Source organism: Micromonospora sp. NPDC057141 (assembly GCF_042670805.1).
Lineage (GTDB): Bacteria > Actinomycetota > Actinomycetes > Mycobacteriales > Micromonosporaceae > Micromonospora.
Map to the genome: position 1 here is coordinate 1 of NZ_JBHUVA010000030.1, position 24,895 is coordinate 24,895.

Here is a 24,895-nt window from a genome sequence, read left to right on the forward strand (position 1 = left end):
TCTCTTCGTACCGGACCTGATCTGGCGCGTCCAACGCCTACCCGGCATTCCGGACAGCTACTGACTGCTACCGCCCGCTTGCGCGGAATGGCTCAATGTGTACACAATTTTGCGGCACCCGATGGAACATATCGCCTGCGACGAGAGCTTGCCGATCAAGTGCGTCACCAGGCGCGACGCCAACCGCCTAGCCGAACGGACCCGTCGCGCCGCAAGAGACGAGCCATTTCGCACACAAGATCAAAGTGGACCCGACGTGGCACAACCCGAACCGCATTCACGCTGTTCAGGGGCCTACGGTTGTCGTTTCGGTGGTGCGTCGACGGGCAGTGTGATTCGGCGAAGCACGACGCAGCTCATCGAGTTCCGTCGCGCTTCTGCATCAGCTCAACCGTCCGCCGTCGTCGCCCGCTGGACTTCATGATCTCGCGTCGAACTGGGCGCGGGCCTGAAAGACGCGGTCCATGTGCGTCTCTGCCCAGGATTTGATCGCCACCATCACCGGGAACAGGTCGTGGCCGAGCGGAGTGAGCGCGTAGTCGACGCGCGCAGGCACCGACGCGGTCACCGTACGGGCGATAAGACCGTCGCGCTCCAGTGTACGCAGGGTCTGGGTGAGCATCTTCTGGCTGACGCCGGCGATGCGGCGGGCGAGCTCGCCGTGCCGCTGCGGGCCGTTGGCGAGCGCCGCGATCACCAGGGCCGCCCATTTGTCGGTGAGGGTGCTCAGAAGTTCCCGGGTCGGGCAGCCCGCCAGGAAGGCGTCATAGTCGCGTTTGGCCTGCTCTCGTCGTTGCCCGGCGGTCGTCGTCGCCATATGCCACCCCTTGCCGGTGCCCTGGGCACTTCCAGGTGCCTACTTACCAACGGTGCCCGAGCATACCTACCGTAATGGTGACCATGACATTCAACGGGAAGGTACGGCGATGCGCGCAGTCAGCTATGCCCAGTTCGGAGGGCCGGACGTCTTGCAGGTGGTGAACTTGCCGGTGCCGCAGCCGGGACCGGGGCAGGTGCGCGTACGGGTCGCCGCGTCGGTCGTGCACCCGGTTGATCTCATGGTTCGCGCCGGCCGATTCCCGGCGCCACTGCCGACCGAGCTGCCGCATGTCCCCGGTTGGGACGTCGCCGGCACGGTCGACGCCGTGGGTGCGTCCGTCGGGGATCTCGCCGTCGATGACGACGTCATCGGCTTCTCACCTTGGCTGCGCACCACGGTGGGCGCCCACGCGGAGTCTGTGGTCCTCGATGCCGCATGGCTGACCGCCGCGCCCGTCGGCATTCCCGCCGCCGAGGCCGCGACCCTGCCTACCAACGGTCTCGCCGCCTCCCAAGCCCTCGACCTGCTTGCGCTCCCGGCAGGGTCGTCCGTACTCGTCACCGGCGCGGCGGGACAGGTCGGCGGGTTCACCCTCGCGCTGGCCCGCGTCGCCGGCCTGCAGGTCACGGGGATAGCCGGGGCCGGCGACCGTGAGTTCGTCGAGTCGCAGGGCGCGGCGTTCCTGCCACGCTCGGAGGATCCGATCGCAGTAGCGGCGGTCGGCTTCGACGCGGTTGTCGACCTCGCAGCGATCGGCTCGTCACTGATGGAACTGGTCAGGGACGGCGGCGGTTACGTGGCCGCCTCACCCCCGCTACGCCCGGAGCCCACGAGAGGAATCCGGACGTTCGCACTGAACGTGCTGCCTGACCGCACCCGGCTCGGCGAACTGGTGAATTTGGTAGAAAGCGGCGACATCCCGCTGCGGGTCGCCGGTGTCTTCTCCTTCGCCAACGCCGCAGCGGCCCACAACCGTCTGGCCCAAGGCGGAGTGCGGGGAGGCGTAGTGATCGTTCCCTGATCAGCCGCGCTGGATCGCCGCCACGCCGGGCACTTTCCCGCCGCGGACAAAGCGCGGTGCCAGTAGCTGCCGGTTTCGTCGCCAGATTCGCTTGACATTAAAGGGACAACCATGCTCATCACCATCGCCAACGTTCTCGCCGGACTGATCGGCGCAGGCATCATCCTCATCGGCGCCAACGCCTTCCGGGCGCCGCAGGCCGCAGCCGGCTTCGGCATCCCCGACACGCCGACCGAGGACCCCAACTTCCGGTCTTGGTTATCCGTCAAGGCTGTACGCGACATAGCTTCGGGAGTCTTCATCTTCATCCTGCTGGTGGGCGCGACACCCCACCTACTCGGCTGGTTCATGCTGGCCGCCGCCGGCATGCCCGCCGGCGATGCACTGATCGTGCTACGCAGCAACGGGCCCAAGGCCACCGCTTACGGCGTACACGGGGCCACCGCCGTGGTGATGCTGGCGATCAGCGCGCTCTTGTTCGTCGGATAGCCCATCGCCACGCAGCAAGTCTGCCGATCCACCGGATGCGGTCTGCCCGGCCCGTCACGGCGTGGTCAAGGACGGCGCTGATGCCAGCACTCGTAAGACTTGGAAGGAATCATGCTCAGCTTCGACATCACCTCGATAGGCACCGTCCAGAACGCGAGGACGGACGTCCAGCACACAGACAACTGGGGCGCCGTCCGCAGCAAGATCACCGTTGACGAGCGCTTCGGCGATGCGTGCCTCCAGGGCCTGGAGGACTTCTCCCACGTGGAGATCCTCTTTATCTTCGACCGGTTCCCGGACCACGGCGACCACCGCGAGCCCCGCCCCAACCGCGGCCGTCCCGACCTCCCGCCCGTCGGCGTCTTCGCCGGCCGCGGCCCGCGCAGACCCAACCGCATCGGGGTGACGTGCTGTGCCATCGAATCCGTCCACGGCCGCGAACTGACGGTGGTAGGCCTCGACGCGGTCTCCGGCACCCCCGTCATCGACCTGAAGCCAGTGATGGCCGAGTTCCTACCGGACGACGTCAAGCAGCCGGAATGGGTCAGCCACCTGATGTCGGAGTACTTCCAGCCATGAGGCGAGACCTCTGCGATCGACCTGACTCTCGATCAGCGCATCGATCTCTCGTCTCCACAAGCACGCCATCAACAGCCTGAGCAGAATCGTCCAACGTCGTTCCGGCCGAACACGAAAGCGCAGCTCGCGAATGAGCTGGGCTTTCGTTAATCGGACATATCCGATTCTCGGTGCGCCCGAAGGGACTCGAACCCCTAACCTTCTGACCCGTCAGTCGGTGCCTGGCGGGTCAGGGTGGACTGTCGGGCCGATCGGGAATGGCGTCGGCTTTGGCGCCACCAGCCGAGGGCCGTGAAGGCCAGGAGAGCGGCCAGTATCACGGTGAGGGTTCCGGCGCCGGTGTGGTCGAGCAGAGTGGCCAACCGACGCTGGGCGACAGCGGCGGCGTCGATGATCGGATCGTCGGTCGTGGCGCCGCGCAGGATCCGGATCTCGTACCAGCCGTACCAGGCCACGTAGGCTCCGGCGGCCACGAGCAGCGCGCCACCGAGGCGGGACAGCAGCGGTGCTGCGCGGCGGATCCGGCGCAGCAGGCCGTCGCGGGCGAGGGCAACGGCGAGGGCGGCGACTCCGACGGTCAGGCCCATGCCGGCCGCGTACGCGCAGAACAGCCCGACCCCGGCGACGGTCGAGCCGGCGCGGAAGCTGCTCACCACGATGGCCAGGAACGGGCCGACGGTGCACGACAGCGACGCCGCCGCGTAGGCGGCGCCGAACACCACCATGGACGGCAGTGACCGGCGCACGGTCGGGGCACGCGAGACCGCCAGCCGCAGCCCGGGCAGTTGCCGGCCGGCCAACAGCCAGCCACCCACCCCGACCAGCAGCACGCCCAAGGTGACGGTGACCCAGGGCAGGTGTCTCTGCACCGTGCCCGCCACCGGGGTGAGGACCAGACCGAACAGGCCGAAGACAGCGACGAAACCGGCGGTCATCGCGGCCGTGGCGGCCAAGGCCCGAGCGACGGCGGCACCACGACCGGCCGTCGTTTCGTCGGCCACCAGGAGCGACAGGTACGCCGGCAGCAGCGCGAACCCGCACGGGTTGACCGCGGCGAGCATCCCGGCGGCCACCGCCAGACCCAACGGCGCGTCGCCCATCTCAGCCGGCCAGCAGCGGGTCGAGCACGTCGGGCAGCTTGTCGACGTCGGCGCGGCCCCGGGCCACGACCGTCCCCGCACGGTCCAGCACCACGAAGGTGCTCTGCTCGGTCATCTTGAACCGCTTCCACACCACGCCCTGCTCGTCGGCCAGCTGCGGAAAGCCGGACAGCTTGGCCATCCGCACGAAGTCGTGCATCGCCGGCACGGTGTCCAGCCCGGCCACTCCGACCACGGTGACCTTGCCCTGGTACCTGGCGGCCAGATCGGTGACCGGCCGCGCCTGTCCCAGGCAGGTGGGGCACCACGGGGCCCAGAACCACAGCAGCGCCGGCTTGCCGGCCAGGCTGCGACCGTCGAAGCTGTCGCCGTCGAGGGTGGCGGCGGTGAAGTCGTAGCTGTCGGTTCCCGCATCGGTGGCCCCACTGGTCGAGCCCTCCGGCGTGGCCACGTGATCACCGGTGTCGTTCACGCAGCCGGCCAGCGCCAGCGCGCCGACCACCATCAGGGCAAGGAATGCTTGGCGTGCCTTCATCGGTGTTCCCATTCGTCTGCTGACCGGTCGGCGTGCCGCAGCCGCCCACCGATCTACGGATCAGATCAGGTCGAGGGTGGCGGCGGCCTGCCGTACGAGGTCCTCGTCCTCGCCGAGCACGAGCGCGGTGTGCGGGCGGCGGGAGCAGAGGACGACGACGCCGTCGAGGTGCATCATCGCGGCGCCGTCGGTCCCGATCGGGTTCTCGGGCTGTGGGGCCATGGGGAACGGTTCGTCGCTGACGTAGACCAGCAGTCGCCGTCCGGTGTCGTCCCGGTAGGCGTACCCGGTGACCGGTTGCCCGGCCAGGTCGCCGGCGCTCGCGCCAGCTCCGGACAGGCGCAGCGCAGACAGGTCCGGGCCCGATCGGGTGGGGACGGTCGTGCCCGGCAGCCGGCCGTCGTGGTAGCCGGTGACGGCGACGGTGATCTGCGGTGCCGGCGCGGACCCGCCGTCCCGGCCGACGACGACCACCGCGCCGAGCACCGCGACCAGGACCAGCGCGGCAGCCAGCGTCCACGACCGGCGGGCCGTTCTGGGCCGGCGTTCCCCGAGCGAGGGCATCCACCCGTCGAACACGGCCTGGTGGTGGGGTGGGACGTGCCGCTCGGCGACGACTCCGGCCAGTCGGGCGGCCAGGTGCGCCGGTGCCGGTTCCCGGGCCAGGTGGACCAGCGCCCGGCCCCGGCGTCCGGCGTCGACCTCGGCCCAGCAGCGATCGCAGGTCAGCAGATGCTTCTCGAACGCCTCACGCGGCCCGTCGGGCAGCTCACCGATCAGATAGGCGCCGACGGTGGCGTCGTCGTGGTGGTGCCTCACTCCGCCGTCACCCCCTGTCGTTGCAACAGCTCCGCGAGTTTCTTGTGCCCGCGGTGCACCCGGGCCAGTATCGTGCCGCGCGGCGTGTCGGTCATCGCCGCGACCTCAGCGGCGGTGAACCCGCACAGACTCATCAACGCGATCGCCTCCCGTTGCGCGGCGGGCAACTGCCACAACGCGCGGTGCACCTGCTCGCGGACGAGCCCGCTCATCGCCTCGCCCGCCGTGTCGCTGCTGGCCTGAACTGTCGCCCCGGCGTCCGGGTCCAGGACCTCGACCGGACGGACGGACTCGTACCGCCACCCGGCGCGCGCGGCGTTCAGGCAGATCGTCGCCAGCCAGGCCCGCGCGTCCTCCGGTGGCCGTTGCCGCCAACCCCGCAACGCCCGCAGGTACGTCTCCTGCACCAGGTCCTCGGCCTGCGACCGCGACCGGGTAAGCCGCCGGGCCAGGTTGTAGACCAGGTCCAGATGCTCGTGCATCGCCTGAAGGAACTCGTCGTCGCTCATCCACCTACCCATCCGACCGGGTAGGACCCGCCGCAGCCACATCTGATTGCACCAGTGTTCCTCTCCTCGACAGCGGAGGCGTCGGCCGATCGGACAGGCAATCAGGTTCGGCACCCGGACGTCCTGTGACGGTGAGAGCGTCCGCCGTCGTGGACGCGAAGGTGTACCGGCGGGCACACGCCGGCACGAGGAGGAGGATCATCATGACAACCACACACACTGCCGCAGGGTCCGTCGCGCTATCGGCCCGTCTGGTCGCGGGTGTCGCCGGTGGTCTGGTCGGCGGTGTCGCCTTCGGCGTCATGATGCAGGCGTTCGGCATGCTGCCGATGGTGGCGATGCTGGTCGGCAGCGAGTCCGTGGCGGTCGGGTGGCTGGTCCACCTGGCCAACTCCGCCCTCTTCGGCGCGCTCTTCGCCGTGCTGATCGGGAGGTGGGCGGCCAACCTGCCCGCCGCACTCGGGGCCGGCCTGGCGTACGGCCTCGCGTGGTGGGTCCTCGGCGCGCTGCTGATCATGCCCGCCTGGCTGGGCATGAATGCGATGATCTTCCAGTTGGACACCGGAGCGTGGCGCAGCCTGGCCGGTCACCTCGTCTTCGGCCTGCTCCTCGGCTTGGTCTATGCCGTGACGGGTGCGCGCGCTGGGCGGGTACGGGACCGCAGTTGAATCGGCGGCCCGAGCGCGCGGGCGCACCGGCCGATGCGCCCAGATCGAGGATGAGCCGGCCGGTGACCGTCGCCGGATATCCTGCCGCGTCGGCGGCCACGGTCACGGTCACGGCGGCCAAGATCCAGCCCGCTCTCAGCGGAACTTCACGGGGAGCCGTCGGGGCCGCGAGCAGCACCGAGCTGTCCGCCGACGCGCCCTCAGCGTGCGGCGGCCTCGGGGCCCGGTCCCTGTCGCGACGGTTGCCCGGTCACCTCGTACAGGGGCAGGAGCCGGCGGAGCGTGGCGTTCTCGCCGGGGTCGAGGACGGCGTGCTGCACGCAGGCGGGGACGAGGCGGTCCTGTTCCGGGTGGGCCATGGCGTAGGAACAGGACAGGAGCCGGTCCTGGGTAGCCCGGACCTCCGGGTCGTCGCTGAAGGTGCCCTGTTCGAGCAGCGCCCAGGCGGGGCGGACCTGGTCGGCGGGAATGAAGCTGTGCATCACGAAGGTCATCGGGCGGGCCCGGCGAGTCAGCAGTCGGACGCCGCCGGCCCGGCGGGCCAGTCCGGCGGCCCAGCGCAGCCCGGTCCAGGTGGCGGTGGGATGCGTGACGAGAGCGCGCAGCAGGCGGACGGCGAGCAGCCGGAGCGGAGTCCCGCCGACGTTGACGCCGCCGAGGTGGCGAAGGAACGCGTCGCGGGCGGCGAGGTCGACCGCACGCCGGTCGTCGATCAAGGGGATCCAGCGGTCGCCGACGTAGAAGCCGAAGGCGGTGCGGTTGCAGCGATCGTCGCCCATCTGCAGGGCCCGCCGGGGAGGGGTCTGTCAAACGTTTGACAGACCCCTCCTGCGCCTGGTCCCAGGTCCACACCATCGCGGTGGGCGGTGCTGTGGTGGTGAGGTGTTGGACCGTGGGGTGGGGCTACCCGTGCGAGAGTGCGAGGACGGCGGTCATGGCGGCGTAGCTGGCCACCAGCAGTACGCCTTCGAAGCCGAGGCGGCCCCAGCCGTAAGTCTGGCGGATGAGCAGCCCGCCGAGCAGGGTGGCGGTCATGAACAGGCTGGTGGTGGTGGCGAGGAGTTCCTGGCTGCCTGCGGTGTGGTAGAGCGATCCGTGCCGGTAGGCGAGGTCTCCGGCGACGAGGGTGAGCACGTCGAGGATGTTGCCGCCGAGGACGGCGGCGACGGCGAGGGTGACCGCCCCGCGGCGGACGGCGGCGATGGCGGTCACGGTCTCCGGGAGTGCGTTGACGATGCCCATGAGTACGACGCCGACGAACCCGGCGGTGAGCCCGGTGATCTCGATGAGGCTTTCGGCGGCGAGGGCGACGAGCCAGCCTCCGGCGGCGACGAGCAGCCCGACGGCCGCGAACTGGCTCCACAGCCAGCTCAGGTGGTGGCGGTTGAGCGGGTTGTCGTGGTGGGGGACGTCGGGTCGGGTTTCGGCGGTGGCGATGGCCTGCCACATGGGTTGCGCTCCGGCACGGCGGATGAGGAACAGCCCGCCGAGGTATGCGGCGACGAGTACCGCGGACATGGGGTCGACGTCGGCGACGGTGGTCTCGGGCAGGTAGCTGGCGAGCAGCGCGAGGGCGAGCAGCGCGATCAGCAGGCAGCCGGAGAGCAGGTTCGACAGCGACGCGGCGGCGTGTTCCAGGTTGGCGCGGCGGTGGAATGCGTCGGCCACGGCCACGGCGGTGGTCTGGGCGGCGATACCGCCGACGGCGTTGCTGTAGGCAAGGTCGGGTTGGTCGCTGGCGGCGGCGACGATGGTCATGATGATGCCGGACAGTCCGGTGACGATGCCGAAGAACACCACGCCGAACAGGGCCTCGCCCCAGCCGGTGCGGTCGGCGAGGGCGTCACCGAGGCCGGCCAGGCGAATGCTGCCGACGACGGTGATCGCCCCGGCGAGGACGAACAGCCCGATACTCCACGAAAGTGGCCACGGCAGGGCGGTCAGGTCCGGCACCGGTGGCGGATTCCCCGATCGGCGGCGGAAATGCCCCGGTCCTGACCGGGCCGGCCGGGTGGCGAGCCGGGGGCGACTACGGTTGGTGCTCCCGGAGGGTCCGGTCGAGGAGGCGTCGAACAGGCCGTGGGTGGCTATGGCGTGCAGGTCACGCTGGTGTTCGTGTTGGTGTTGGTGAACGCGGTGTTCGCGGGCAGCGAGATGGCGTTGGTGTCGCTGCGGGAGAGCCAGTTGCAGCGCCTGGAGCGGACCTCCCGGGCCGGGCGGGTGCTGGCGAAGCTGGCACGGGACCCGAACCGGTTCCTGGCCACGATCCAGATCGGCATCACCCTGGCGGGGTTCCTCGCCTCGGCGGCCGCGGCGGTGTCGCTCGCGACGCCGCTGGTGGGGCCGCTGGGGTTCCTGGGGTCGGCGGCGGAACCGGTGTCGATCGTGATCGTGACGATCCTGTTGACCTTCGTCACCCTGGTGCTCGGTGAGCTGGCGCCGAAGCGGATCGCGATGCAACGGGCGGAGGGCTGGGCGTTGCTGGTCGCCCGCCCTTTGGATGCGTTGTCGGCGTTCTCCCGCCCGGCGGTGTGGCTGTTGAGCAAGGCCAGCGACGCGGTGGTGCGGTTGACCGGCGGCGACCCCCGCGCCCGGCGGGAGGAGGTCACCACCGAGGAACTGCGGGACATGGTCGCCGCGCAGCACAACCTCACCCCCGAACACCGGTTGATCATCTCGGGGGCGTTCGAGGTGGCGGAGCGGATCCTGCGGGAGATTCTTGTTCCGCGCCGAGAGGTGGTGACCTTGTCGGCGTCGTTGACCGCGCCTGAGGCGCTGCGGGAGTTGGGCAGGTCGGGGCAGACCCGCGCCCCGGTGGTGGGGCGCGGCGGGCTGGATGAGACGGTCGGCGTGGTGCACATGCGGGATCTGCTCGACCAGGCTGGCCCGGTCGGCGACCGAGCCAGCGCGCCGTTGTATCTGCCGGAGACGTTGAAGGTGACCGAGGCGATCCGGGAGATGCGGGCGCAGCGGCAGCAGTTCGCCCTCGTGGTGGACGAACGCGGCTCGATCGACGGAATCGTCACGATGGAGGACCTCGTCGAGGAGATCGTCGGCGAGATCTACGACGAGACCGACCGGGACGTGCAGGCCGTCGTGCGGGATGGGGACGGGGCGCTCTTGATGCCGGGCGGCTTCCCGCTGCACGACCTGCCGGACGTGGGCATCGACCTCGACGGGGACACCCTCGATGCCGGCGACTACGCGACGGTGGCGGGTCTGATCCTGGCGCATCTCGGTCACATTCCGAAGACGCCGGGCGAGGTGATCGAGTTGCCGGGTCTGACCGCCGAGGTGGTGGAGGTGACGGGGCGTGCGATCACCCGGGTACGCCTGCGTGCCACGCCGATGCGCGGCGACGGACCGGGGGCCGGCGAGGCCGAGAGCAGTTCGCGACGGGGCCGGGTCGACGGATGACGCGCGCGTGGTGAAGGGCTTCGGGGCACCACACCCAACCCCTACTTCTGGGTAACTATATGGACGCGCTCAGCTACTTCTCAGGTTGCGTTGGTACTTTTCCGGCGCAACGGCTTCCATGATGGATGCCGTTGATCTCGTTGCGGCGCAAGGCTTGCGTATGGAAGTTCCATCGGAATCCGGGTGTCGCCCGACTGGTGGTCGTCAAGGGAGACGCTCGGAGTGTTCAAGAAGATGCTAGGCGCGTTCGGGGTGGGTGGCCCCAGCGTCGACACGGTCCTGTCCAATCCGAACACCCGTCCAGGGTTGCTGCTCGGCGGGCAGGTGAACCTGACCGGCGGCAGCCACGACGTGGAGATCGACCACATCACCGTCGGCCTGGTGACCCGGGTGGAGATCGACGGCGCGGAGGAGGAGCACGACGCGCTGGTCGAGTTCCACCGTGTGCAGGTCGCCGGCGGCCTGCACCTGCGGGAGGGGCAGCACCTGTCCCTGCCGTTCCAGGTGGCGGTGCCGTGGGAGACCCCGGTGACCGACCTGTACGGGCAGCACCTGCACGGCATGACGATGGGCCTGCGCACCGAGGTGGCCGTTCGCGGCGCGGTCGACAAGGGCGACCTCGACCCGGTGTACGTGCACCCGCTGCCGGCGCAGGAGCGCATCCTGGAGGCGTTCGGCCGGCTCGGCTTCCAGTTCAAGGGTGCCGACCTCGAACGCGGTCACCTCTCCGGGCTGCACCAGACGCTGCCGTTCTACCAGGAGATCGAATACTTCGCGGCCCCGCAGTACGCCCACGCCGTCAACGAGGTCGAGCTGACCTTCGTGACCAACGAACACGGCGTGGACGTGGTGTTGGAGTTCGACAAGCGCGGCGGCCTGTTCACCGGTGGCCACGACTCGTACGGTCGCCACCACGTCGCCCACGGCGGCGCCGAGCACGGCGACTGGGCCGCGCAGGTCGACGGCTGGGTCCGCCAGGTCCTCGACGGCCGTCAAAGCATGCACACCGGCCACGGCTACGCGGTGCCCACCCAGGGCTACGGCCCTCCCGGATATCCGCCGCCGCCCCCGCCGCCGGGCTACGGCCAGCCCGCCTACGGCGCTCCCGGCTACGGCCAGCCCGCCTACGGCGCTCCGGGATACGGTCACGCCGGGCCTGGTCATTCCGGTGGCCACTACAAGGACGAGCACCACGAGCACCACGAGCGGCACGACGGGCCCGGCATGGGTGGAGTCGTCGCGGGCGTGGTCGGCGGTGCCGCGCTCGGCTTCGCCGGAGGGATGATCGCCGACGAGGTCTTCGGCGACGACGAGGGCGAGGACGAGGGTGGCGACGAAGACTGAGCCCCTCGCAGATCCACTGTGGATCGCCGCAGAACTTATGATCTAATTCCGTTGTTTTGTCCGCATCCGATCGGAGTGTCCGATCGGAGTTTCGAAGGAGTGTGCATGCCCGTCACCGCCGACCTCACCAAGCTGGTCGACAAGGCCTACCAGGACAAGGCCCTCACCGAGATCGTCGACGCCCCGGTGTCCGCCCTCGCCGGGGTCAGCGACGGCGACGCCAAGCTGCTCAAGCAGGCCTTCGACATCACCACCGTCGGCGACCTCGGCCGCAACCCCTACTTCCGCACCGCCAGCGCCCTGGTCGCCCTCACCGGCGCCAAGTAACGCCCCCGCGATGCCCGGTGGCCCAGGAATCCCTCTGGGCCACCGGGCATCCGCCCGCTCCACCCCCGTCCCCGTCAAGGGACGCGACGGCAGCGCGGCGGTGGTGGTGGTTTCGGCGCTTGCGGGACAGAGCAACAATCGGAGCCGACAGCAACAACCCCCTCTGGAGGGACGGCTCTCGTGGAAGTCACCGGCTTCTTCACCGCGATCATCATCGGTCTGGTCATCGGCGCGCTGGGTCGCCTGGTCGTACCGGGCAAGCAGGACATCCCGATCTGGCTGACCCTGCTCATCGGCGTGGTCGCCGCGGTCCTGGGCACCCTCGTCGCCGGCGCTCTCGGTGTCGACGACACCGCCGGCATCGACTGGATCGAGCTGGCCATCCAGGTCGTCTTCGCCGCGATCGGGGTGGCGATCGCCGCCGGCGCCTACGGCCGCCGCCGCGTCCACTGACCGCCGCGCCCCCCACACCGCCGACCCAGCCTCTCGGCGCGGGGTCGGCGGTGTGCTGTCCGCACCCGGACCCTGCGGCAGCGGACCTGCCGCGCTGCTGGCATTCTGACCCGATCGACACGTGCGACGAGGGAGACCAGGACCGATGGCGACGGAGGGCAGCACGAAGGCCGTGGTGACAGCGCTGGTCGCGAACCTGGGCATCGCGGTGAGCAAGTTCGTCGCCGCAGGCATCACCGGGTCGGCGTCGATGCTCGCCGAGGGCGTGCACTCGGTCGCGGACTCGACGAACCAGGCGCTGCTGCTCATCGGCGGCAGACGCGCCCGCCGTGCCCCGTCGGCGTTGCACCCCTTCGGGTACGCGCGGGAACGCTACGTCTACGCGTTCCTCGTGGCGATCATCCTGTTCACCCTCGGCGGCCTCTACGCCCTCTACGAGAGCTACCACAAGATCACCCACCCGCAGGAGCTGACCTCGCCCCTGGTCGCCGTGGTCGTCCTGCTCATCGCCACGGGCCTGGAGGGCTACGCGCTGCGGACCGCGGTCAAGGAAGCCAACCGCACCCGAGACGGACGCGGCTGGGTCGCCTTCGTCCGCCGGGCCCGCGCCCCGGAACTGCCGGTGATCCTGCTGGAGGACGCCGGGGCGCTGCTCGGCCTGCTCTTCGCGCTACTCGGGGTGGGCCTGAGCGTGCTCACCGGCAACGGCGTCTTCGACGGCATCGCCACCGCCTGCATCGGCGTCCTGCTGGTCAGCATCGCGATCATCCTGGCCACCGAGATCAAGAGCCTGCTCATCGGCGAGGCGGCGCTACCGGAAGAGGTCGCCGCAATCCACACCGCGCTGCTGTCCACCCCCGGCGTGGACCGGATCATCCACCTACGCACCATGCACCTCGGCCCGGAGGAACTCCTCGTCGCCGCGAAGATCGCCATCGACGCCGACGCCGACGGCGCCACCATCGCCACGACCATCGACGACGCCGAGGCCCGGCTGCGCCGGGTGCTGCCGTCCGCCCGGGTCGTCTACCTCGAACCCGACATCGACCGACAGCGCACACCCACCGGTGCCGCCGCAGCCGGCCTCGGCAGCTGACCCGCCCAAGGTTCAGATTCGGAGTCGGGGGCGACGGCCTCCGTGTAGCGCCAACCACTGCCGGGCCGCCAGGCGCAGCGCGGAGTGGAAGCAACGTAGGAGGCGCCATGGGTATCGACGACAAGATCAGCAACGCTTCCGAAGAGGCCGCCGGCAAGCTGAAGGAAGGCGCCGGCCGGGCCACCGACGACGAGCAACTCGAAGCCGAGGGCCGAGGCGACCAGGCCAGCGCGAACCTCAAGCAGGCCGGCGAGAAGATCAAGGACGCCGCCAAGAGCTGAACCGCCCCGCACAGGACGCGGCAGGGTGAGATGACCGAACGGCCACGACGGCACACCCCCGTCGTGGCCGTTCCCCGTGCCAGCCGCCCGGCGGCGGGGGCCGACGGACGGCTCTACGGGTCGACCGCCGACCTCGTCCTCGCCGGGAGGGCGATGTCGTCCCCGGCGTTACGTGCCCACCGGGCGGCGACCACCGCGTAGCCCACCGCGAGGCACCCGTAGCCAGCTGCGGCGACACCGAGCAGCACCGGTGAACGCCCGTCGTCCGGGACGAACCCGGACACGGCCACCATGCCGAGCACGTAGGCGAGGTTGAACGTCGTGTCGTTGACCGCGAACACCCGCCCACGGAAGGCATCGGCGCACTCGTGCTGCACCATCGTGTCGACCACGATCTTGGTGCCGTGCCCGGCGATGTTGACGACGAGGACGACGAGGATCAGCAGCAGCGGGTCGAACGGTAGCCCGAACACCGGCAGCGCCACCGCGACCGCCGCGAACAGCCCGGCAACCCACCGCCACCCGCCGACCCGTCGGGTCACCGGTGGGGTCAGCGCTGCGGCGACCAGCACCCCGAACGCGCCAGCGGCGAAGACCAGCCCCAACTGCGTCGGCACCCCGTCGAGATCCTCACCGGCGAACCGATTGCGGTAGAGCAGCAGCATCGCCAGGGCGAGCACCCCGAACAGCAGCCGGAATCCCGCCTGGGCCAGCATCGCGTACGCGGCGCCGCGCGCCTGCCCCAGATGGCGCACCCCGTCGGCCATGCCGCGCACCACCGCGGCCGCCTCGCCGGCGAGGCCCGGCCGGTACGGCAGCGCCTGGTCGGGGCCCAACTCGTCGCGGGCGAAGGAGAACCGGGCCAGCGCGGCGCAGGCCAGGTAGCCGACCGGCGTGAGCAAAGCGATGCCGGCGTAGCCGCTGTCGCCAGCGGGAAAGACGGTCTGCAACAGGAGCAACGCGCAGCCCAACCCGAGCGAGTACGCCACCGACCCCCCGGTCCCGCCGACCGCGTTGGCGGTCACCAGCCGCCGGTCGGGCACCACGTGCGGAGTCGCCGCCGACAACCCCGACAGCAGCAGCCGGCCCAACCCGATCACCACCAGGACCGAGACGAAGAACAGCGGCCCTTCCGACCCGAGGAAGATCATCGCGGCGATCGGCGGCACGAGTCCCGCCCGGGCCAGGTTGGTCACCACGGTCACCGTCCGGCGGCTCCACCGGTCCAGCAGCACCCCCGCGAACGGCCCCACCAACGAGTACGGCAGCACCAGCACCGCCGCGGCGAACGCGACCGCCGTCGGCGTCGCCTGCCGGTCCGGGTTGAACAACACGCTCCCGGCCAGGGCTGCCTGGAACATCCCGTCGGTGAACTGCCCACTCAGCCGGACGGCCAGCAGTCGCCGGAATCCCGGCATCGCGAGGATTGTGCGGAGATTATGAGTACGGCGATGAGCCATGGTCCGGCAAGCCTACGGTGATGAACGCCGCAGCCGCCGGATCAACCGTCGGTAACCTGGCGGACGAGGCTCCCCCGGCGTGCTGGCGCAGCCCTGGACGGGTCTACGCAAGCACCGGAGAGAGACCCGGAACTTCCCGGGTCTCACCGGCACCATGTACGCCCGGAGCGGAACGGTCTCGTGCGCGCCAGGCGTACGGGAATCCACGACCTGCGGTACGTTGCGGATCCGCTCCATCTGGCATCCGGCGCCCCTGCTGGGATGAAGCGCGGGTCAGCCCTTTTTGATCTTCGGGTAGATCTCCGAGCCGCGGACCTCGTCGTGAGAAAAGACGTGGACGCTCCCGCCGAACCGGGTGTCGGTGAAGTACTGGCCCTGCCGGTCGTTGGCCTCGAACTCGATATCGACCCGCTGGCCGGTGTCCGGGTCGACGCAGGACAGGTCGATGTCACCGTCGCCGCCTCGGACTAACTTCTCGCAGCGGTGACGCTCGATAGAGGTGTCGAAGTCCGTCGGCTCGCTGCCACAGCCAGCCAAACTGAAAGCGACGGCACCCAGAGTCAGCAGGCCGACGGAGCGACGCACGCGGCGAGACCGGCGCAGAAGGGCGATTCTCATAGAGATCTGCAACTCCTCATCCCCTGAAAGACACAACCTGCCACTGAGCCTTTCCGCGTAACGCTGTGCGGCGTTGTGTAGTGTCCGGTTTCAGGTGGTTCGCTGATCGTCGATGTGGAGGATGACCAGGGCTGCGGCGACGATGGCGCCGATCCTCCATGGGCAGAGGCTGATGTTTCGTAGCGCTTTGAACGTGGTCTTGAGCAGGCTGTTGCCGCGTTCACCGAAGGCGCGGAGCCGGTTGTGGGCTCGGTTGAACTGCTGTTGGACGCCGCCGATCTTCTCGTTTCTGGGTTTCTTGAACGCGACGACGATGGTGTCGGCTTCGCCTTCGTAGCCGAGGTCGGCCAGGGTACGCATGTCGTCGCGGATGGTGGTGAGGGTGTCGAGCAGGCCGGGGTGAGTGCGTAGGCCGGTGGTGTCGTGTTTCCGGCCGGGGCGCACCGGGGAGGTCCACAACGGCCAGCCGTCCGGGGCGCACACGACCTGGATGTTCCCGCCGTGGTTGTTGTGTGATGGGTCGGATCGGAGCGCGGTGCCGGTCTTGCGACCGGTCCGTTTCCCCGACCCGCCCGCCGAACCCGCCGTGCGAATTACTCCGCAACGGGCTCTCGACGTGTCTTGCCCGTTGATCAGCCGCTCGTTGTGGCGGCTGCCGATGTCGTGGCCCATGGGGTCGGTATGTTGCTGCCGCGGTAGCGGTAGCGGGTCACAGCGACGCTGGATGCGCCGGTGAAAACGACCCCGTTGTAGGCGAATCTCCACCCCTTGTCGCAGAAGCGGCGGCGGAGTTCCTTCATGCCGAGACGGTTCTTGCCCGCGTACTTATTGCGTATCCACCGCATCAGCCGATGCCACGCGTACTGGTCGATGCTGTGGAACACCTGTTTGGACACACCGTATCGGTGATAGTTCGCCCACCCCGCGAGCATCCGGTTGAGACTGGTGAACAGCTCATCTGGCGCCTGGTCGCGGGTTGACCTGTACGTCTTCGCCTTCACCTTGTCCTTGACCGCCTGAATGGCCTTCTTGGATGGCTTGGTGTAGACGTAGCACCTCTGCGTTCCCCTCTTCCGCTGTCGGCGGATATTCATGCCGAGGAACACGAATCCCTCATCGATGTGGACCACGCGGGTCTTCTCCTGTGCCAGCCGCAACCCCAACGGCGCGAGCACGGCTGCCACTTCCTCCCGCAACGCCTCGGCGTGGCTTCTTTCTCCGAACACCATGACGACGAAGTCGTCCGCGAAACGAATGAGTCGCCAATTTCCCAGGCCGTTCCTTACGCGTTTGGCCCGCTGGTAACTGGTGGACATCTCCTGCCGCCATTGCCGGTCGAAGTGCTCGTCCAGCGTCGACAAAGCGATGTTCGCCAATAACGGGGAAAACGATCCGCCCTGCGGGGTTCCGGTGCTGGTCTCCTTCCGATTCCCGGCGTCAGTCATGACTCCGGACTTCAGGAACGCCTTCACCAGGGCACACACACGCTTGTCCTTGATCCTACGTCGCATCCGGTCGAGTAGTGGCGTGTGCCCGATCTCGTCGAAACAGGCGGCTATATCCGCCTCCAAAACCCAATGGTAATTCCGGTTTCTGGAAGCGAGATAGTGGATCTCGGCGATGGCGTCGTGGGTACGCCGGTTCGGGCGGAACCCATACGAGCACGGCAGGAAATCCGCCTCGAAAATGGGTTCCAACACCAGTTTTAGGCTGGTCTGAACTACTCGGTCAGCGACGACAGGAATTCCGAGCTTGCGGAGCTTCCCGCTCGACTTCGGTATCAACACCTGCCGTACTTCCACCGGCTCGAACTCGCCCGACTTCAACGAGTCCCGAATGTAGCTCAGGAACTCCTCCACCCCGATCCGGGAGGCGATCCAGGCCACTGTGGCCCTATCCACTCCCGGTGTCCTTGCCCCGGCGTTCGAGGCCACACGCTGCCATGCGTGCACCAGGAACGCCGGATCATAGACGAGGTTGTACAAGTCACCGAACCGGCGGGAAGAATCTTCTCCCGCCCAACGGTGCAATTTGGTCTGCATCCTCCGTACCGCGAAGTACGCCGAACCTTCGTCCGGCCACTGCACAGCGCCGGTATTCACCAGCGCGTCTTCGGACATTGCATTCCTTCCTTGACTGACACGCTACCGTCCTTCCCCATGCGCATGGCTTTCCCATACTCGGAGTACTACGACGGCTCCGCCCCACCCGCGCCTTCGGCCGGCATCGCGCCTATCCCCACCCATTCCCTCTGGCCAAGAGTCGAGTGTGGAACGGTCACGGAATGGTTCCCACGTTCACTGTCATCCGGTCGACGAGTTAGGCACCCGGCTATGCCCCTGCGGTATCGCCACGGCTACGCCGTAGACCTTCACTGTGGCCTCCAGACCCAGACAACAAAGACCCAGCCTGGAGTTCCCCGCACGTCATGAAGGGCAGGTACGCACCGCTGACCAGCCCACATCCACCGGGTTGGAGCTGGCGGTGGTTCAAGAGGCGTAACAACACCGGTTCCTCGCGTATACCTTCCCGTCTCGCTCACCGCGCCCGACCCATCCGGCAGTCCTGAACCGACGCGACTTTGTCGAGGCTGCTCCCACCCTCCCCGGCGATCCCCGGATCAGGATGCCTCCAGCTTCATCCCGCCGCTACGACGACGAAAAGTTGGATGGTCTTTCACCCCCATCCGAACTGACAGCGCCTCGTGGCGCACTTCTTCGACCACCACAGGTCCACCCCTTCGGTAGGGCCCGGGGTGGACACACGGTCGGTCTCGATCAGTGTCCCGTCGAGCAGGACGTAGTCGTAGCCGGCGGTCTTCGCCGCCAGCAACGCGCCGTGGAGCTTCGGGGCCCGGGCGGCGAGCACGGTGATGCCCTCGTGGAGGTAGTCGTAGCCGGTGCTGCGGCTGATCGCGTTGTCCCGGGTCAACTGGATCATCCGGGTGCCGTCGAGCAGCCATCGCACCACGAGGACCGCCTGGTGGAAGCAGCTCAACGCGCGGGTCCCGGTGCGGGTGCCGCGGCGTTGCCGTTCGGCGTGCAGCAGGCCGGACAGGAACAGCACGGTCTCCTCGCGGACGCCGAGGGTCGCGGTATAGGTCATACTCATAGCGGCGCGGGACTCCGGTGGCAGTGGTCTGTGAGAGGAACACTTCCTAACGGAGTTCCGCGTTCCTGTCTCCCACGCCGACCCGTCCCCGCGATTCCCACACGTCTGCACTCAACTCGGGCAACACGCTCCGCACTTAAGACGTTACGCGGAAAGACTCACTCCCTCACGCCCCCTGCCGTCGGGGTCACGAGGCCGTCAACGATCGTCATGAACGATACTCGATCCACTAGGGAGCAGAGCATCAAAGCACCGTGACGTTGTGGGGTCTGTTGCGTTGGGCGAAAGCATGATCGGCTTCAGCTTGCCCGGTGTGGTCTGCTTGGCCGGTGCGGTCGCTGTCTCGTGTCCGGTCCTGGTCTCCGACGGCCCCGGCCCCTCCGCCTTCCAGACCGGGCATGGATCAACAAACCCGATGACCAGCCCGCCGACCAGCGCCTTCAGCCACGACTACGACCCCGACCGACTACCAGCAAGCCAGAATGTCCCGTTCTTCCTCCAACTCCCGGATCCGCCGCCACAACGGGGCGTTCTCCTCCTCGACCGAGCCGCCCACCTGCGGCCCCGCCGCCGGTGCACAACGGCAAGGATCGGCACTGCGATGACGGCTCCGGCGATGCCGGCGTCGACGATCGTCTACTGGACCTCGTCCATGCCACTGGACAGCGTCTCGCCGAGGTCGTCGAACTGATCGGCGACCTGGTTCGCCACCAGCAAACCGGCGAAAGTGAGCACGCAGCAGGGTGAACAACCCACCGAGGGCGGCCAACGCAGCCGGTACCCGACATCGGCGCAGCAGCCGGCTGACCGGGTTGAGCAACGCGGCGAGTAGCAGCGCGATGATCACGGCCAGGGACAGTGGAGCGACGGCTAGCAGGAGCCGCCCGATCTGGTAGGCAGTGGCGGCCACCGCCAACAGGCACAACCCGTACAGGGCCGTGACGCGCAGCAACCACGGCACGGCTTCCCACGGTCTTCTCCGAGCCGGTTCTTCGGTAGCCAACGGTTCCTGCCCGGATCAGTAGCCGAGGGCGGCACCCTCGCCGCGCGGGTCCGCGCCCGCCGGTAACCACCTCGTCTGCGGTGCCGGTTACCCCAGGGCAGGCCGGGTAGTCACCGGCATGGTTTCGTCGCCGCGAATCGCTACCCGGAGCCGACGATGACTCCCTGGTGGTGGGTGCTCCTAGTCGTCGTGGTCTGGCTGACCGTCGGCCTACTCACTGCGGCCTGGTTCGTTATTCGAGCCGGCCATCGCCATCGGCTGTGGTACGTCGTCGGTGGGCTACTTGGCCCGCTGTTCATCCCGATCGCAGTGGAACGGGGACGCGCCAACGCGACAATGGTTGATGTGGCGAACCGGCCCCCGACCGGACAGGGCACGGGCCTGCGAGTGGCGGTCGGCGTGGACGGGTCACCCGAGTCCGACCGGGCCCTGCGCGCGATCGCCTGGGCCCTCGACGGCACCGTCAGTGAACTGGTGCTGGTCACCGTGACGAGCCCGGACCTGGTCGGGATGGATGTCGGGGTCGAGCAGCGGGCCGCCCGCCGCATGCTCGACGAGCACGCCGAGGCTCTTACCGGCGAGTTGCCGCCGCCAACCACCGAGATCCTTTGCGGTCACCCGGTGGACGCGCTGCTGGCTGCCGCCGAGGCGCACGACGTCGACCTGCTGGTGGTCGGCCGACACGGCCACGGGATGCGGAACCGGCTGCTCGGCAGCGTGGCCGAGGAGCTGTCCCGCCGTTCCTCCCGCGCCTTGCTGCTCGGCAGCCTGCCCGGCCGGTGAGCCGCTCGTCGGCCGCCCCGTCAGCGCTGGACGCGAGATCAACTCCGGACGCGTCGTGCGCCGCGGCCGGCGTAGGCAGTGATGTCGGCATGTCGAGCCCGCACCGCTGGGCGCTGTGGCAGGGCTGGTGGCAAATCCTGTCCCGGTGCCGATCTGGGTGCCTCGCGCTGTCGGCCCGGCACCCCAGCAGGACGGAGCTGCCCGGTGCAGCACGGCCAGGATCGGCACGGCGCTGACAGCCCAGCCGATGCCCGCAGTCGTGCCGGCGGTGACGGGCCAGGAGCACCGGGGCAGGATTGCAGTTTAGGGCCCGGTCGACGATCAGTGGCGCCAGCAGGTTGCCCTCGAGTTGTTGGACGGCGATGACGGCGAGAACGAACAGGGCGTCGGTGGGTCCGTTGGTAGCGAAGGTGACGAGCCCTGCGGCGCCGACAACGGTGTGCCACGATCGACACGAATCCGCCGAGGAGGTCAGCAGCGCCAGTGGGAGCACGAACGGCACACCGATCAACAGCAGGGCGATGCCTGGGGCGTTCCGGGGTCATCGGCATCCCAGCTCCGAGCCGTCGCGCATCTGCTCCGTGCCGCCGGCATGCCCCGGGACGAGACCGTCGACTGGTCCGGCCGGCAGCCGGCGGACGGGGGGGCGGGGCTGCAGGACACCGAACCGGTCGTGGCAGGCCGGGATCATGCTGCTGGCTTGTCCATGGGCTGACGCACCACTGCGACGGGGCAGGGTGCGTGGTGCAGCAGGGAATGGCTGACGGAGCCGAGCAGCAGTCCGGCGAAGCCGCCCCGGCCGCGTGCCCCGACCACGACGAGCTGCGCGTCCCGGGCAGCGTCGAGCAGGATGGGCGCGGGCTGTCCAGGAAGGGTCAGCTGCTCGACGGGAACGTCAGGATGGCGGTCGTAGCAGCGAGTCACGGATTCCGCCAGCAGCCGGCTCTCCGCCCTATCCGGTTCGTCGCCTCCGTGACCGTCTACCGGGCCGTACGCGTGGACCGCCCTCACCGCCACCTGCCGCCAGCCGGCCTCTGCTAGGGCGAACGCGAGCGCGGCACCGCCGTGCGGTGAGCCGTCGACTCCGACCACCACCGGCCCTCGCAGAACAGGTTCACCCCGTACGACGAGCACTGGGCAGGTGGCGTGCGGGGTGACCTCCATCGCCACCGAGCCGAGCAGCAGCCCGCTGAAACCGCCGAGGCCACGGCTGCCCAGCACGAGCATCTCCGCCGCGCGGACTTCTCCGACCATCACCGCTTGGGCGGCTCCGTCCACCACCGCTCCCGTCACCTCGATTCCGGGAGCCTGAGCGCGGGCCAGGTCGACAGCCCGCTTGACGATGCGATTGGCCTGGTTGCGCAGTCCACCACCTGGCGGGCCCAGCTTCGGCGGGTCGAGCGGTACGTTGAACAATGGCCAGATGAAGGCGTGGACCACCCGCAGCGGCAGACCCCGCCAGCTTGCCTCCCGGGCGGCCTGTCGTACCGCGCGGTCCGCCTCCGCGGATCCGTCGGTACCGACGACGACCGGGGTGCGATCGGTGTCCATCGTTCAGTCCCGATGCGAGATCGGGGAGCTCGCTACCACGAACCCGTACGGCAGGTGATCGGCGATCAGGGCCACCTGCTGGTGGACGTCGGCCAGCTGCCGCTTGATGCGCAGTGCCGGGGCGATGCCCACCCAGCGCGCTGCCGCCAGTAGAGCCAGCTGATGACTGTGGTGCAACCGGTGGAGCAGCCGGGGCGCGAGCTTTTCCATGACGGATCCGGGTGGGGAACTCTTGACCAGGTTCGTCACGGTGGTCGCCTGTCTCATTTGCAACATGTCCATCGCGGTCACCACTTCCCGTGTGCCGGTCCTCACCCTGGTGCCCCGGTTGGACTCCGGTCTCATCGCAACTCCCAGATGGCAGGCGGAAAGAACTAGGCGGCGTACCCCTTTGGTTGCGCGGGTAAACCCGGCCGTCTTCGACGGTTGTTGACGCGGATGCGTCGGTGTCGAGCACCTACGGGCGTGGCTGCCGGATCACGAGATCCTGGCGCACGCGGCTCTCGCCGGTGAGCGAATAGGCGTGGCCGTTGATGGTGACGGTGACTGGCGGGGCTGCGGTGGGTAGTGCGTGCACTGAGACGAAGTGGTGGTTGCAGTGGATGCGGAGCCGGTGCCCGCGGTAGTGCAGATCGAAGTCGAGGTGGGTGAGGGTGTCCGGTAGTTGCGGGTGGAGGTGGAGTGCGTCGTCGCGGGTTTCCAGGCCGGTGTAGCAGCGCTGGAGGATGTCGGCGGTGCCCGCCATCGCGCCAAGGTGGATGCCCTTACGGGTGGTGCCGGCCTGGGTGTCGGACAGGTCGGTGGCGAGTGCGTCACGCAGGAGATGCCAGGACTGGGAGCGTCCGGTGCGGGCGAGGACCCAGGAGTGCACCACACGGCTGAGGGTCGATCCGTGAGTAGTACGGGCGAGGTAGTGGTGAACGGTAGCTGGGATGGTCGCGGGGTCGAAGTCGTAGCCCAGTCGGTTCAGGAGCCCGGTGAGTTCTTCCGCGCTGAGTAGGTAGAAGAGCATCAGGACGTCCGCCTGTTTCGACGTCTGGTAGCGGTTGGTGTGGTCGTCCTCGGCCTCGAGGATTAGGTCGAGGCGGCCGACGTCGCCGTACCGGTCGCGATATGCGTCAAGGTTTAGTTCGTCGAGGTCGGCGAAGCCCTCGAACTGGCTGATCAGGCCGTTGGGCAGGAACGGGACGTACAGACGCCGGCTGAGGTGGTCCCAGTTGGTGACTTCCTGGTCGTTGACCCCCAGACGCCGCCACAGGTCGTCGGTGTGATGCCCGCCGAGCACTCGGTAGGCGTCGGCTGTCCGCGCGAGCGCCCAGGCGGTCATGATGTTGACGTAGGCGTTGTCGTCGATGCCTGCTCCTGGACGGTCGGGGTAGCCGTCGTGGAACTCGTCCGGGCCCATCACTCCCCGGATGTGGTATCGGTCGTCCTGCGGGTCGTGGTCGACGATGGTCGCCCAGAACCGGGCGATGTCGACGAGGAGTTCGGCACCGTAGGTGGCGAGGAAGTCGATATCGTCGGTGGCCTGGTGGTATTGCCAGACGTTGTAGGCCACGGCCAGGTTGACGTGGTGTTGCCGGCGGGAGTTGTCGGGCATCCACCGCTGTGAGAGCGGGTTGTGGAACCAGTCAGGTGTCTCCTCGCGGCCGTCACTGCCGCTCTGCCACGGGAACAGCGCGCCGGCCTGACCGAGCGTGCGGGCGAGTCTGCGAGCCTGGGGCAACCGACGGTGCCGGTAGAGCAGCAGGGCCCGGGTGAGCTCGGGGGTACGCAGGTTGAGCAGTGGAAAGACGAACAGTTCGTCCCAGAAGACGTGTCCCCGGTAGCCTTCGCCGTGCCACCCCCGAGCGGGCACGCCCGCGTCAGCGTCCGCAGTGTACCCGGACAGGGTCTGCGCGACGTGAAACAGGTGTACGTTGAGGGCACGCTGTTCCCGGAGCAGATCGTGGCCGCCGATGCGGAAGTGGAAACGCCGCCAGAGCTGTTCCCAGGCCAGGAGGTGCGTATCCCGTAGAGCGGGGAACTGTGGCGCGGTAGTGATCTCTTCCAACGCGGCGTCCAGCGGTTCGGAGATGGCCCGATCCCGGCAGGTGTACACGGCGACGGTCTTGTCGATCACGACCGGCATTCCCGATGTCATGGTCAGGTGGATCTCGTGCCCGACGTACCCCGGACCACTGAGCTGTTGTAAGGAGACCGGCTCGTCATGCTGGTAGAGCACTGTGCGGGCGGCCTGGGCGATCCGGATACGGGACTGTGTGGTTCGTACGGTCAGCCAGCAGGTATCCCCCCGGTGCCCGGTGGCACAGTCGGTCAGGTGATGCCGGGCCAACGCGCCGTACTCGGCGACGTTGTCGTTGGTGACGCGGGCGTCCAGAAGGCTACGGACAAGCAGCGGTCCCGACCAGTCCAGGGCGGTGATGGTCGTACGGAGACAGGCCACATGCGGACGATCCATGGAGACGATCCGCTCCTGGACGATGCGGGTGCGCCGACCGTGCGGGTCTCGGACCACGATGTCCCGCTGTTCCGCACCTTGTCGCAGGTTGAGCGCCACGTGGTAGTGCGCGACGTGGAACGCCGCGCGGGAGAACCAGGGCCCGTTCGGATGGCGGAACGTCAACGGCAACCAGTTGGGCAGGTTGACCAGGCTCTCGTCGACCCGCCGGCGGCCGCCGACATCGGAGACCAACCGGTTGTAGAGTCCCGCGAGGTAGGTGGCGGGATAGTGCACACCGTCGGCGGTGGACTCGCTCGTCGCGCCGCGGGTCACCTGATAGCCATTGCCCAGCGCCAGCAACGCCTCCCGTGTTCCCTCGTCGGCGGCGTCGAAGCCCTCATAGCGCAGCAACCACTCGTCATCGGGCAGGCGGCACAGCCCGCACGCACGATAAGCCTTCGCCGGGTC

General features: G+C 68.7%; 26 protein-coding genes and 1 pseudogene. 12 read left to right on the forward strand and 15 right to left on the reverse strand.

Annotated elements, in window-relative coordinates; translation table 11 throughout:
- Positions 1-418: 418 nt before the first annotated feature.
- Complete coding sequence (locus ACFT41_RS17150) at positions 419-817, reverse strand: winged helix-turn-helix transcriptional regulator (protein ID WP_377590493.1); 399 nt, start codon at positions 815-817, stop codon at positions 419-421.
- A 109-nt stretch (positions 818-926) separates the two neighbouring features.
- Here ACFT41_RS17150 and ACFT41_RS17155 point away from each other — a divergent pair, with 109 nt between their 5' ends.
- From ACFT41_RS17155 to ACFT41_RS17165, 3 genes are all read left to right on the forward strand, one after another.
- Positions 927-1,841: an NADP-dependent oxidoreductase gene (locus ACFT41_RS17155; RefSeq protein WP_377590491.1), complete on the forward strand. Its 915-nt coding sequence runs from the start codon at positions 927-929 to the stop codon at positions 1,839-1,841.
- Between the two features lie 111 nt (positions 1,842-1,952).
- Complete coding sequence (locus ACFT41_RS17160; protein WP_377590489.1) at positions 1,953-2,330, forward strand: DUF4267 domain-containing protein; 378 nt, start codon at positions 1,953-1,955, stop codon at positions 2,328-2,330.
- A gap of 111 nt (positions 2,331-2,441) precedes the next feature.
- Positions 2,442-2,909: an SAM-dependent methyltransferase gene (locus ACFT41_RS17165; protein ID WP_377613911.1), complete on the forward strand. Its 468-nt coding sequence runs from the start codon at positions 2,442-2,444 to the stop codon at positions 2,907-2,909.
- Between the two features lie 194 nt (positions 2,910-3,103).
- On the opposite strand, the gene ACFT41_RS17170 is transcribed toward ACFT41_RS17165, so the two are convergent.
- From ACFT41_RS17170 to ACFT41_RS17185, 4 genes are read right to left on the reverse strand one after another with little or no spacing between them, the layout of a single operon-like run.
- Complete coding sequence (locus ACFT41_RS17170) at positions 3,104-4,009, reverse strand: cytochrome c biogenesis CcdA family protein (RefSeq protein WP_377587524.1); 906 nt, start codon at positions 4,007-4,009, stop codon at positions 3,104-3,106.
- A gap of 1 nt (position 4,010) precedes the next feature.
- Positions 4,011-4,544: a redoxin domain-containing protein gene (locus ACFT41_RS17175; RefSeq protein WP_377587523.1), complete on the reverse strand. Its 534-nt coding sequence runs from the start codon at positions 4,542-4,544 to the stop codon at positions 4,011-4,013.
- A gap of 60 nt (positions 4,545-4,604) precedes the next feature.
- A complete protein-coding gene (locus tag ACFT41_RS17180; RefSeq protein ID WP_377587522.1) occupies positions 4,605-5,363 on the reverse strand; it encodes an anti-sigma factor family protein in 759 nt (252 codons plus the stop codon).
- The gene (locus ACFT41_RS17185; protein WP_377587521.1) at positions 5,360-5,872 is read right to left on the reverse strand and encodes an RNA polymerase sigma factor; all 513 of its coding nucleotides are present in this window, start codon (positions 5,870-5,872) and stop codon (positions 5,360-5,362) included. The genes ACFT41_RS17180 and ACFT41_RS17185 overlap by 4 nt, the downstream gene beginning before the upstream one ends.
- Before the next feature lie 203 nt (positions 5,873-6,075).
- Here ACFT41_RS17185 and ACFT41_RS17190 point away from each other — a divergent pair, with 203 nt between their 5' ends.
- On the forward strand, positions 6,076-6,540 hold the full coding sequence (locus tag ACFT41_RS17190) for a hypothetical protein (protein ID WP_377587520.1): 465 nt from the start codon (positions 6,076-6,078) through the stop codon (positions 6,538-6,540).
- A gap of 200 nt (positions 6,541-6,740) precedes the next feature.
- Here the strand turns inward: ACFT41_RS17190 and ACFT41_RS17195 are convergent, their stop codons facing one another.
- Together ACFT41_RS17195 and ACFT41_RS17200 are read right to left on the reverse strand one after the other, a co-directional pair.
- Positions 6,741-7,319 (reverse strand): hypothetical protein, encoded by a 579-nt coding sequence (locus ACFT41_RS17195; protein WP_377587519.1) that lies wholly within the window; start codon positions 7,317-7,319, stop codon positions 6,741-6,743.
- 124 nt (positions 7,320-7,443) lie between these two features.
- Positions 7,444-8,493: a sodium:calcium antiporter gene (locus ACFT41_RS17200; RefSeq protein WP_377587518.1), complete on the reverse strand. Its 1,050-nt coding sequence runs from the start codon at positions 8,491-8,493 to the stop codon at positions 7,444-7,446.
- A gap of 126 nt (positions 8,494-8,619) precedes the next feature.
- Between ACFT41_RS17200 and ACFT41_RS17205 the strand changes: the two genes are divergently transcribed.
- The 6 genes from ACFT41_RS17205 (at position 8,620) to ACFT41_RS17230 (ending at position 13,458) form a co-directional block, all read left to right on the forward strand.
- Positions 8,620-9,957, forward strand: a complete 1,338-nt coding sequence (locus ACFT41_RS17205; protein ID WP_377587517.1) for a hemolysin family protein — start codon at positions 8,620-8,622, stop codon at positions 9,955-9,957.
- A 234-nt stretch (positions 9,958-10,191) separates the two neighbouring features.
- Positions 10,192-11,301, forward strand: coding sequence for a sporulation protein (locus ACFT41_RS17210; protein ID WP_377587526.1), 1,110 nt, complete (start codon positions 10,192-10,194; stop codon positions 11,299-11,301).
- Positions 11,302-11,406: 105 nt separating this feature from the next.
- Positions 11,407-11,628, forward strand: coding sequence for a hypothetical protein (locus tag ACFT41_RS17215; protein ID WP_377587516.1), 222 nt, complete (start codon positions 11,407-11,409; stop codon positions 11,626-11,628).
- Between the two features lie 180 nt (positions 11,629-11,808).
- Positions 11,809-12,081, forward strand: a complete 273-nt coding sequence (locus tag ACFT41_RS17220) for a GlsB/YeaQ/YmgE family stress response membrane protein (protein WP_377587515.1) — start codon at positions 11,809-11,811, stop codon at positions 12,079-12,081.
- Between the two features lie 145 nt (positions 12,082-12,226).
- Positions 12,227-13,177, forward strand: a complete 951-nt coding sequence (locus ACFT41_RS17225) for a cation diffusion facilitator family transporter (protein ID WP_377587514.1) — start codon at positions 12,227-12,229, stop codon at positions 13,175-13,177.
- Positions 13,178-13,284: 107 nt separating this feature from the next.
- Positions 13,285-13,458, forward strand: a complete 174-nt coding sequence (locus ACFT41_RS17230; RefSeq protein ID WP_377587513.1) for a CsbD family protein — start codon at positions 13,285-13,287, stop codon at positions 13,456-13,458.
- 113 nt (positions 13,459-13,571) lie between these two features.
- Here ACFT41_RS17230 and ACFT41_RS17235 read toward each other — a convergent pair whose 3' ends face one another.
- From ACFT41_RS17235 to ACFT41_RS17255, 5 genes and pseudogenes are all read right to left on the reverse strand, one after another.
- Positions 13,572-14,876 carry an MFS transporter gene (locus ACFT41_RS17235; RefSeq protein ID WP_377587512.1) on the reverse strand — a complete coding sequence of 435 codons (1,305 nt, stop codon included), beginning with the start codon at positions 14,874-14,876 and terminating at the stop codon, positions 13,572-13,574.
- Between the two features lie 315 nt (positions 14,877-15,191).
- On the reverse strand, positions 15,192-15,536 hold the full coding sequence (locus ACFT41_RS17240; RefSeq protein WP_377587511.1) for a hypothetical protein: 345 nt from the start codon (positions 15,534-15,536) through the stop codon (positions 15,192-15,194).
- Between the two features lie 90 nt (positions 15,537-15,626).
- A complete protein-coding gene (locus ACFT41_RS17245) occupies positions 15,627-16,208 on the reverse strand; it encodes a transposase family protein (protein ID WP_377587510.1) in 582 nt (193 codons plus the stop codon).
- Positions 16,169-17,656 (reverse strand): group II intron reverse transcriptase/maturase, encoded by a 1,488-nt coding sequence (gene ltrA / locus ACFT41_RS17250; RefSeq protein WP_377587509.1) that lies wholly within the window; start codon positions 17,654-17,656, stop codon positions 16,169-16,171. The genes ACFT41_RS17245 and ltrA overlap by 40 nt, the downstream gene beginning before the upstream one ends.
- Before the next feature lie 592 nt (positions 17,657-18,248).
- Positions 18,249-18,647, reverse strand: a pseudogene (locus ACFT41_RS17255) (IS5/IS1182 family transposase); the annotation flags it as partial.
- 573 nt (positions 18,648-19,220) lie between these two features.
- On the opposite strand from ACFT41_RS17255, the gene ACFT41_RS17260 reads away from it, so the two are divergent.
- Positions 19,221-19,394: a hypothetical protein gene (locus ACFT41_RS17260; RefSeq protein ID WP_377587508.1), complete on the forward strand. Its 174-nt coding sequence runs from the start codon at positions 19,221-19,223 to the stop codon at positions 19,392-19,394.
- Between the two features lie 412 nt (positions 19,395-19,806).
- Complete coding sequence (locus ACFT41_RS17265) at positions 19,807-20,433, forward strand: universal stress protein (protein WP_377587507.1); 627 nt, start codon at positions 19,807-19,809, stop codon at positions 20,431-20,433.
- A 687-nt stretch (positions 20,434-21,120) separates the two neighbouring features.
- On the opposite strand, the gene ACFT41_RS17270 is transcribed toward ACFT41_RS17265, so the two are convergent.
- The 3 genes from ACFT41_RS17270 to ACFT41_RS17280 all read right to left on the reverse strand — a co-directional run bounded on the left by ACFT41_RS17270 (position 21,121) and on the right by ACFT41_RS17280 (position 24,838).
- Positions 21,121-21,984: a universal stress protein gene (locus tag ACFT41_RS17270; RefSeq protein ID WP_377587506.1), complete on the reverse strand. Its 864-nt coding sequence runs from the start codon at positions 21,982-21,984 to the stop codon at positions 21,121-21,123.
- Positions 21,985-21,987: 3 nt separating this feature from the next.
- Positions 21,988-22,194: a hypothetical protein gene (locus ACFT41_RS17275; RefSeq protein WP_377613912.1), complete on the reverse strand. Its 207-nt coding sequence runs from the start codon at positions 22,192-22,194 to the stop codon at positions 21,988-21,990.
- A gap of 247 nt (positions 22,195-22,441) precedes the next feature.
- On the reverse strand, positions 22,442-24,838 hold the full coding sequence (locus ACFT41_RS17280) for a glycoside hydrolase family 65 protein (protein WP_377587504.1): 2,397 nt from the start codon (positions 24,836-24,838) through the stop codon (positions 22,442-22,444).
- Positions 24,839-24,895 lie beyond the last annotated feature (57 nt).

Excerpts from the sequence above, each read along its gene's own strand:
- ACFT41_RS17160 (WP_377590489.1), top strand. The coding sequence starts at position 1,953 with ATGCTCATCACCATCGCCAACGTTCTCGCCGGACTGATCGGCGCAGGC.
- ACFT41_RS17245 (WP_377587510.1), bottom strand. The coding sequence starts at position 16,208 with ATGGGCCACGACATCGGCAGCCGCCACAACGAGCGGCTGATCAACGGG.
- ACFT41_RS17185 (WP_377587521.1), bottom strand. The coding sequence starts at position 5,872 with ATGAGCGACGACGAGTTCCTTCAGGCGATGCACGAGCATCTGGACCTG.
- ACFT41_RS17215 (WP_377587516.1), top strand. The coding sequence starts at position 11,407 with ATGCCCGTCACCGCCGACCTCACCAAGCTGGTCGACAAGGCCTACCAG.
- ACFT41_RS17195 (WP_377587519.1), bottom strand. The coding sequence starts at position 7,319 with ATGGGCGACGATCGCTGCAACCGCACCGCCTTCGGCTTCTACGTCGGC.
- ACFT41_RS17175 (WP_377587523.1), bottom strand. The coding sequence starts at position 4,544 with ATGAAGGCACGCCAAGCATTCCTTGCCCTGATGGTGGTCGGCGCGCTG.
- ACFT41_RS17150 (WP_377590493.1), bottom strand. The coding sequence starts at position 817 with ATGGCGACGACGACCGCCGGGCAACGACGAGAGCAGGCCAAACGCGAC.
- ACFT41_RS17170 (WP_377587524.1), bottom strand. The coding sequence starts at position 4,009 with ATGGGCGACGCGCCGTTGGGTCTGGCGGTGGCCGCCGGGATGCTCGCC.
- ACFT41_RS17210 (WP_377587526.1), top strand. The coding sequence starts at position 10,192 with ATGCTAGGCGCGTTCGGGGTGGGTGGCCCCAGCGTCGACACGGTCCTG.
- ACFT41_RS17225 (WP_377587514.1), top strand. The coding sequence starts at position 12,227 with ATGGCGACGGAGGGCAGCACGAAGGCCGTGGTGACAGCGCTGGTCGCG.
- ACFT41_RS17155 (WP_377590491.1), top strand. The coding sequence starts at position 927 with ATGCGCGCAGTCAGCTATGCCCAGTTCGGAGGGCCGGACGTCTTGCAG.
- ltrA (WP_377587509.1), bottom strand. The coding sequence starts at position 17,656 with ATGTCCGAAGACGCGCTGGTGAATACCGGCGCTGTGCAGTGGCCGGAC.
- ACFT41_RS17275 (WP_377613912.1), bottom strand. The coding sequence starts at position 22,194 with ATGGAAAAGCTCGCGCCCCGGCTGCTCCACCGGTTGCACCACAGTCAT.
- ACFT41_RS17230 (WP_377587513.1), top strand. The coding sequence starts at position 13,285 with ATGGGTATCGACGACAAGATCAGCAACGCTTCCGAAGAGGCCGCCGGC.
- ACFT41_RS17235 (WP_377587512.1), bottom strand. The coding sequence starts at position 14,876 with ATGCCGGGATTCCGGCGACTGCTGGCCGTCCGGCTGAGTGGGCAGTTC.
- ACFT41_RS17240 (WP_377587511.1), bottom strand. The coding sequence starts at position 15,536 with ATGAGAATCGCCCTTCTGCGCCGGTCTCGCCGCGTGCGTCGCTCCGTC.
- ACFT41_RS17190 (WP_377587520.1), top strand. The coding sequence starts at position 6,076 with ATGACAACCACACACACTGCCGCAGGGTCCGTCGCGCTATCGGCCCGT.
- ACFT41_RS17265 (WP_377587507.1), top strand. The coding sequence starts at position 19,807 with ATGACTCCCTGGTGGTGGGTGCTCCTAGTCGTCGTGGTCTGGCTGACC.
- ACFT41_RS17270 (WP_377587506.1), bottom strand. The coding sequence starts at position 21,984 with ATGGACACCGATCGCACCCCGGTCGTCGTCGGTACCGACGGATCCGCG.
- ACFT41_RS17165 (WP_377613911.1), top strand. The coding sequence starts at position 2,442 with ATGCTCAGCTTCGACATCACCTCGATAGGCACCGTCCAGAACGCGAGG.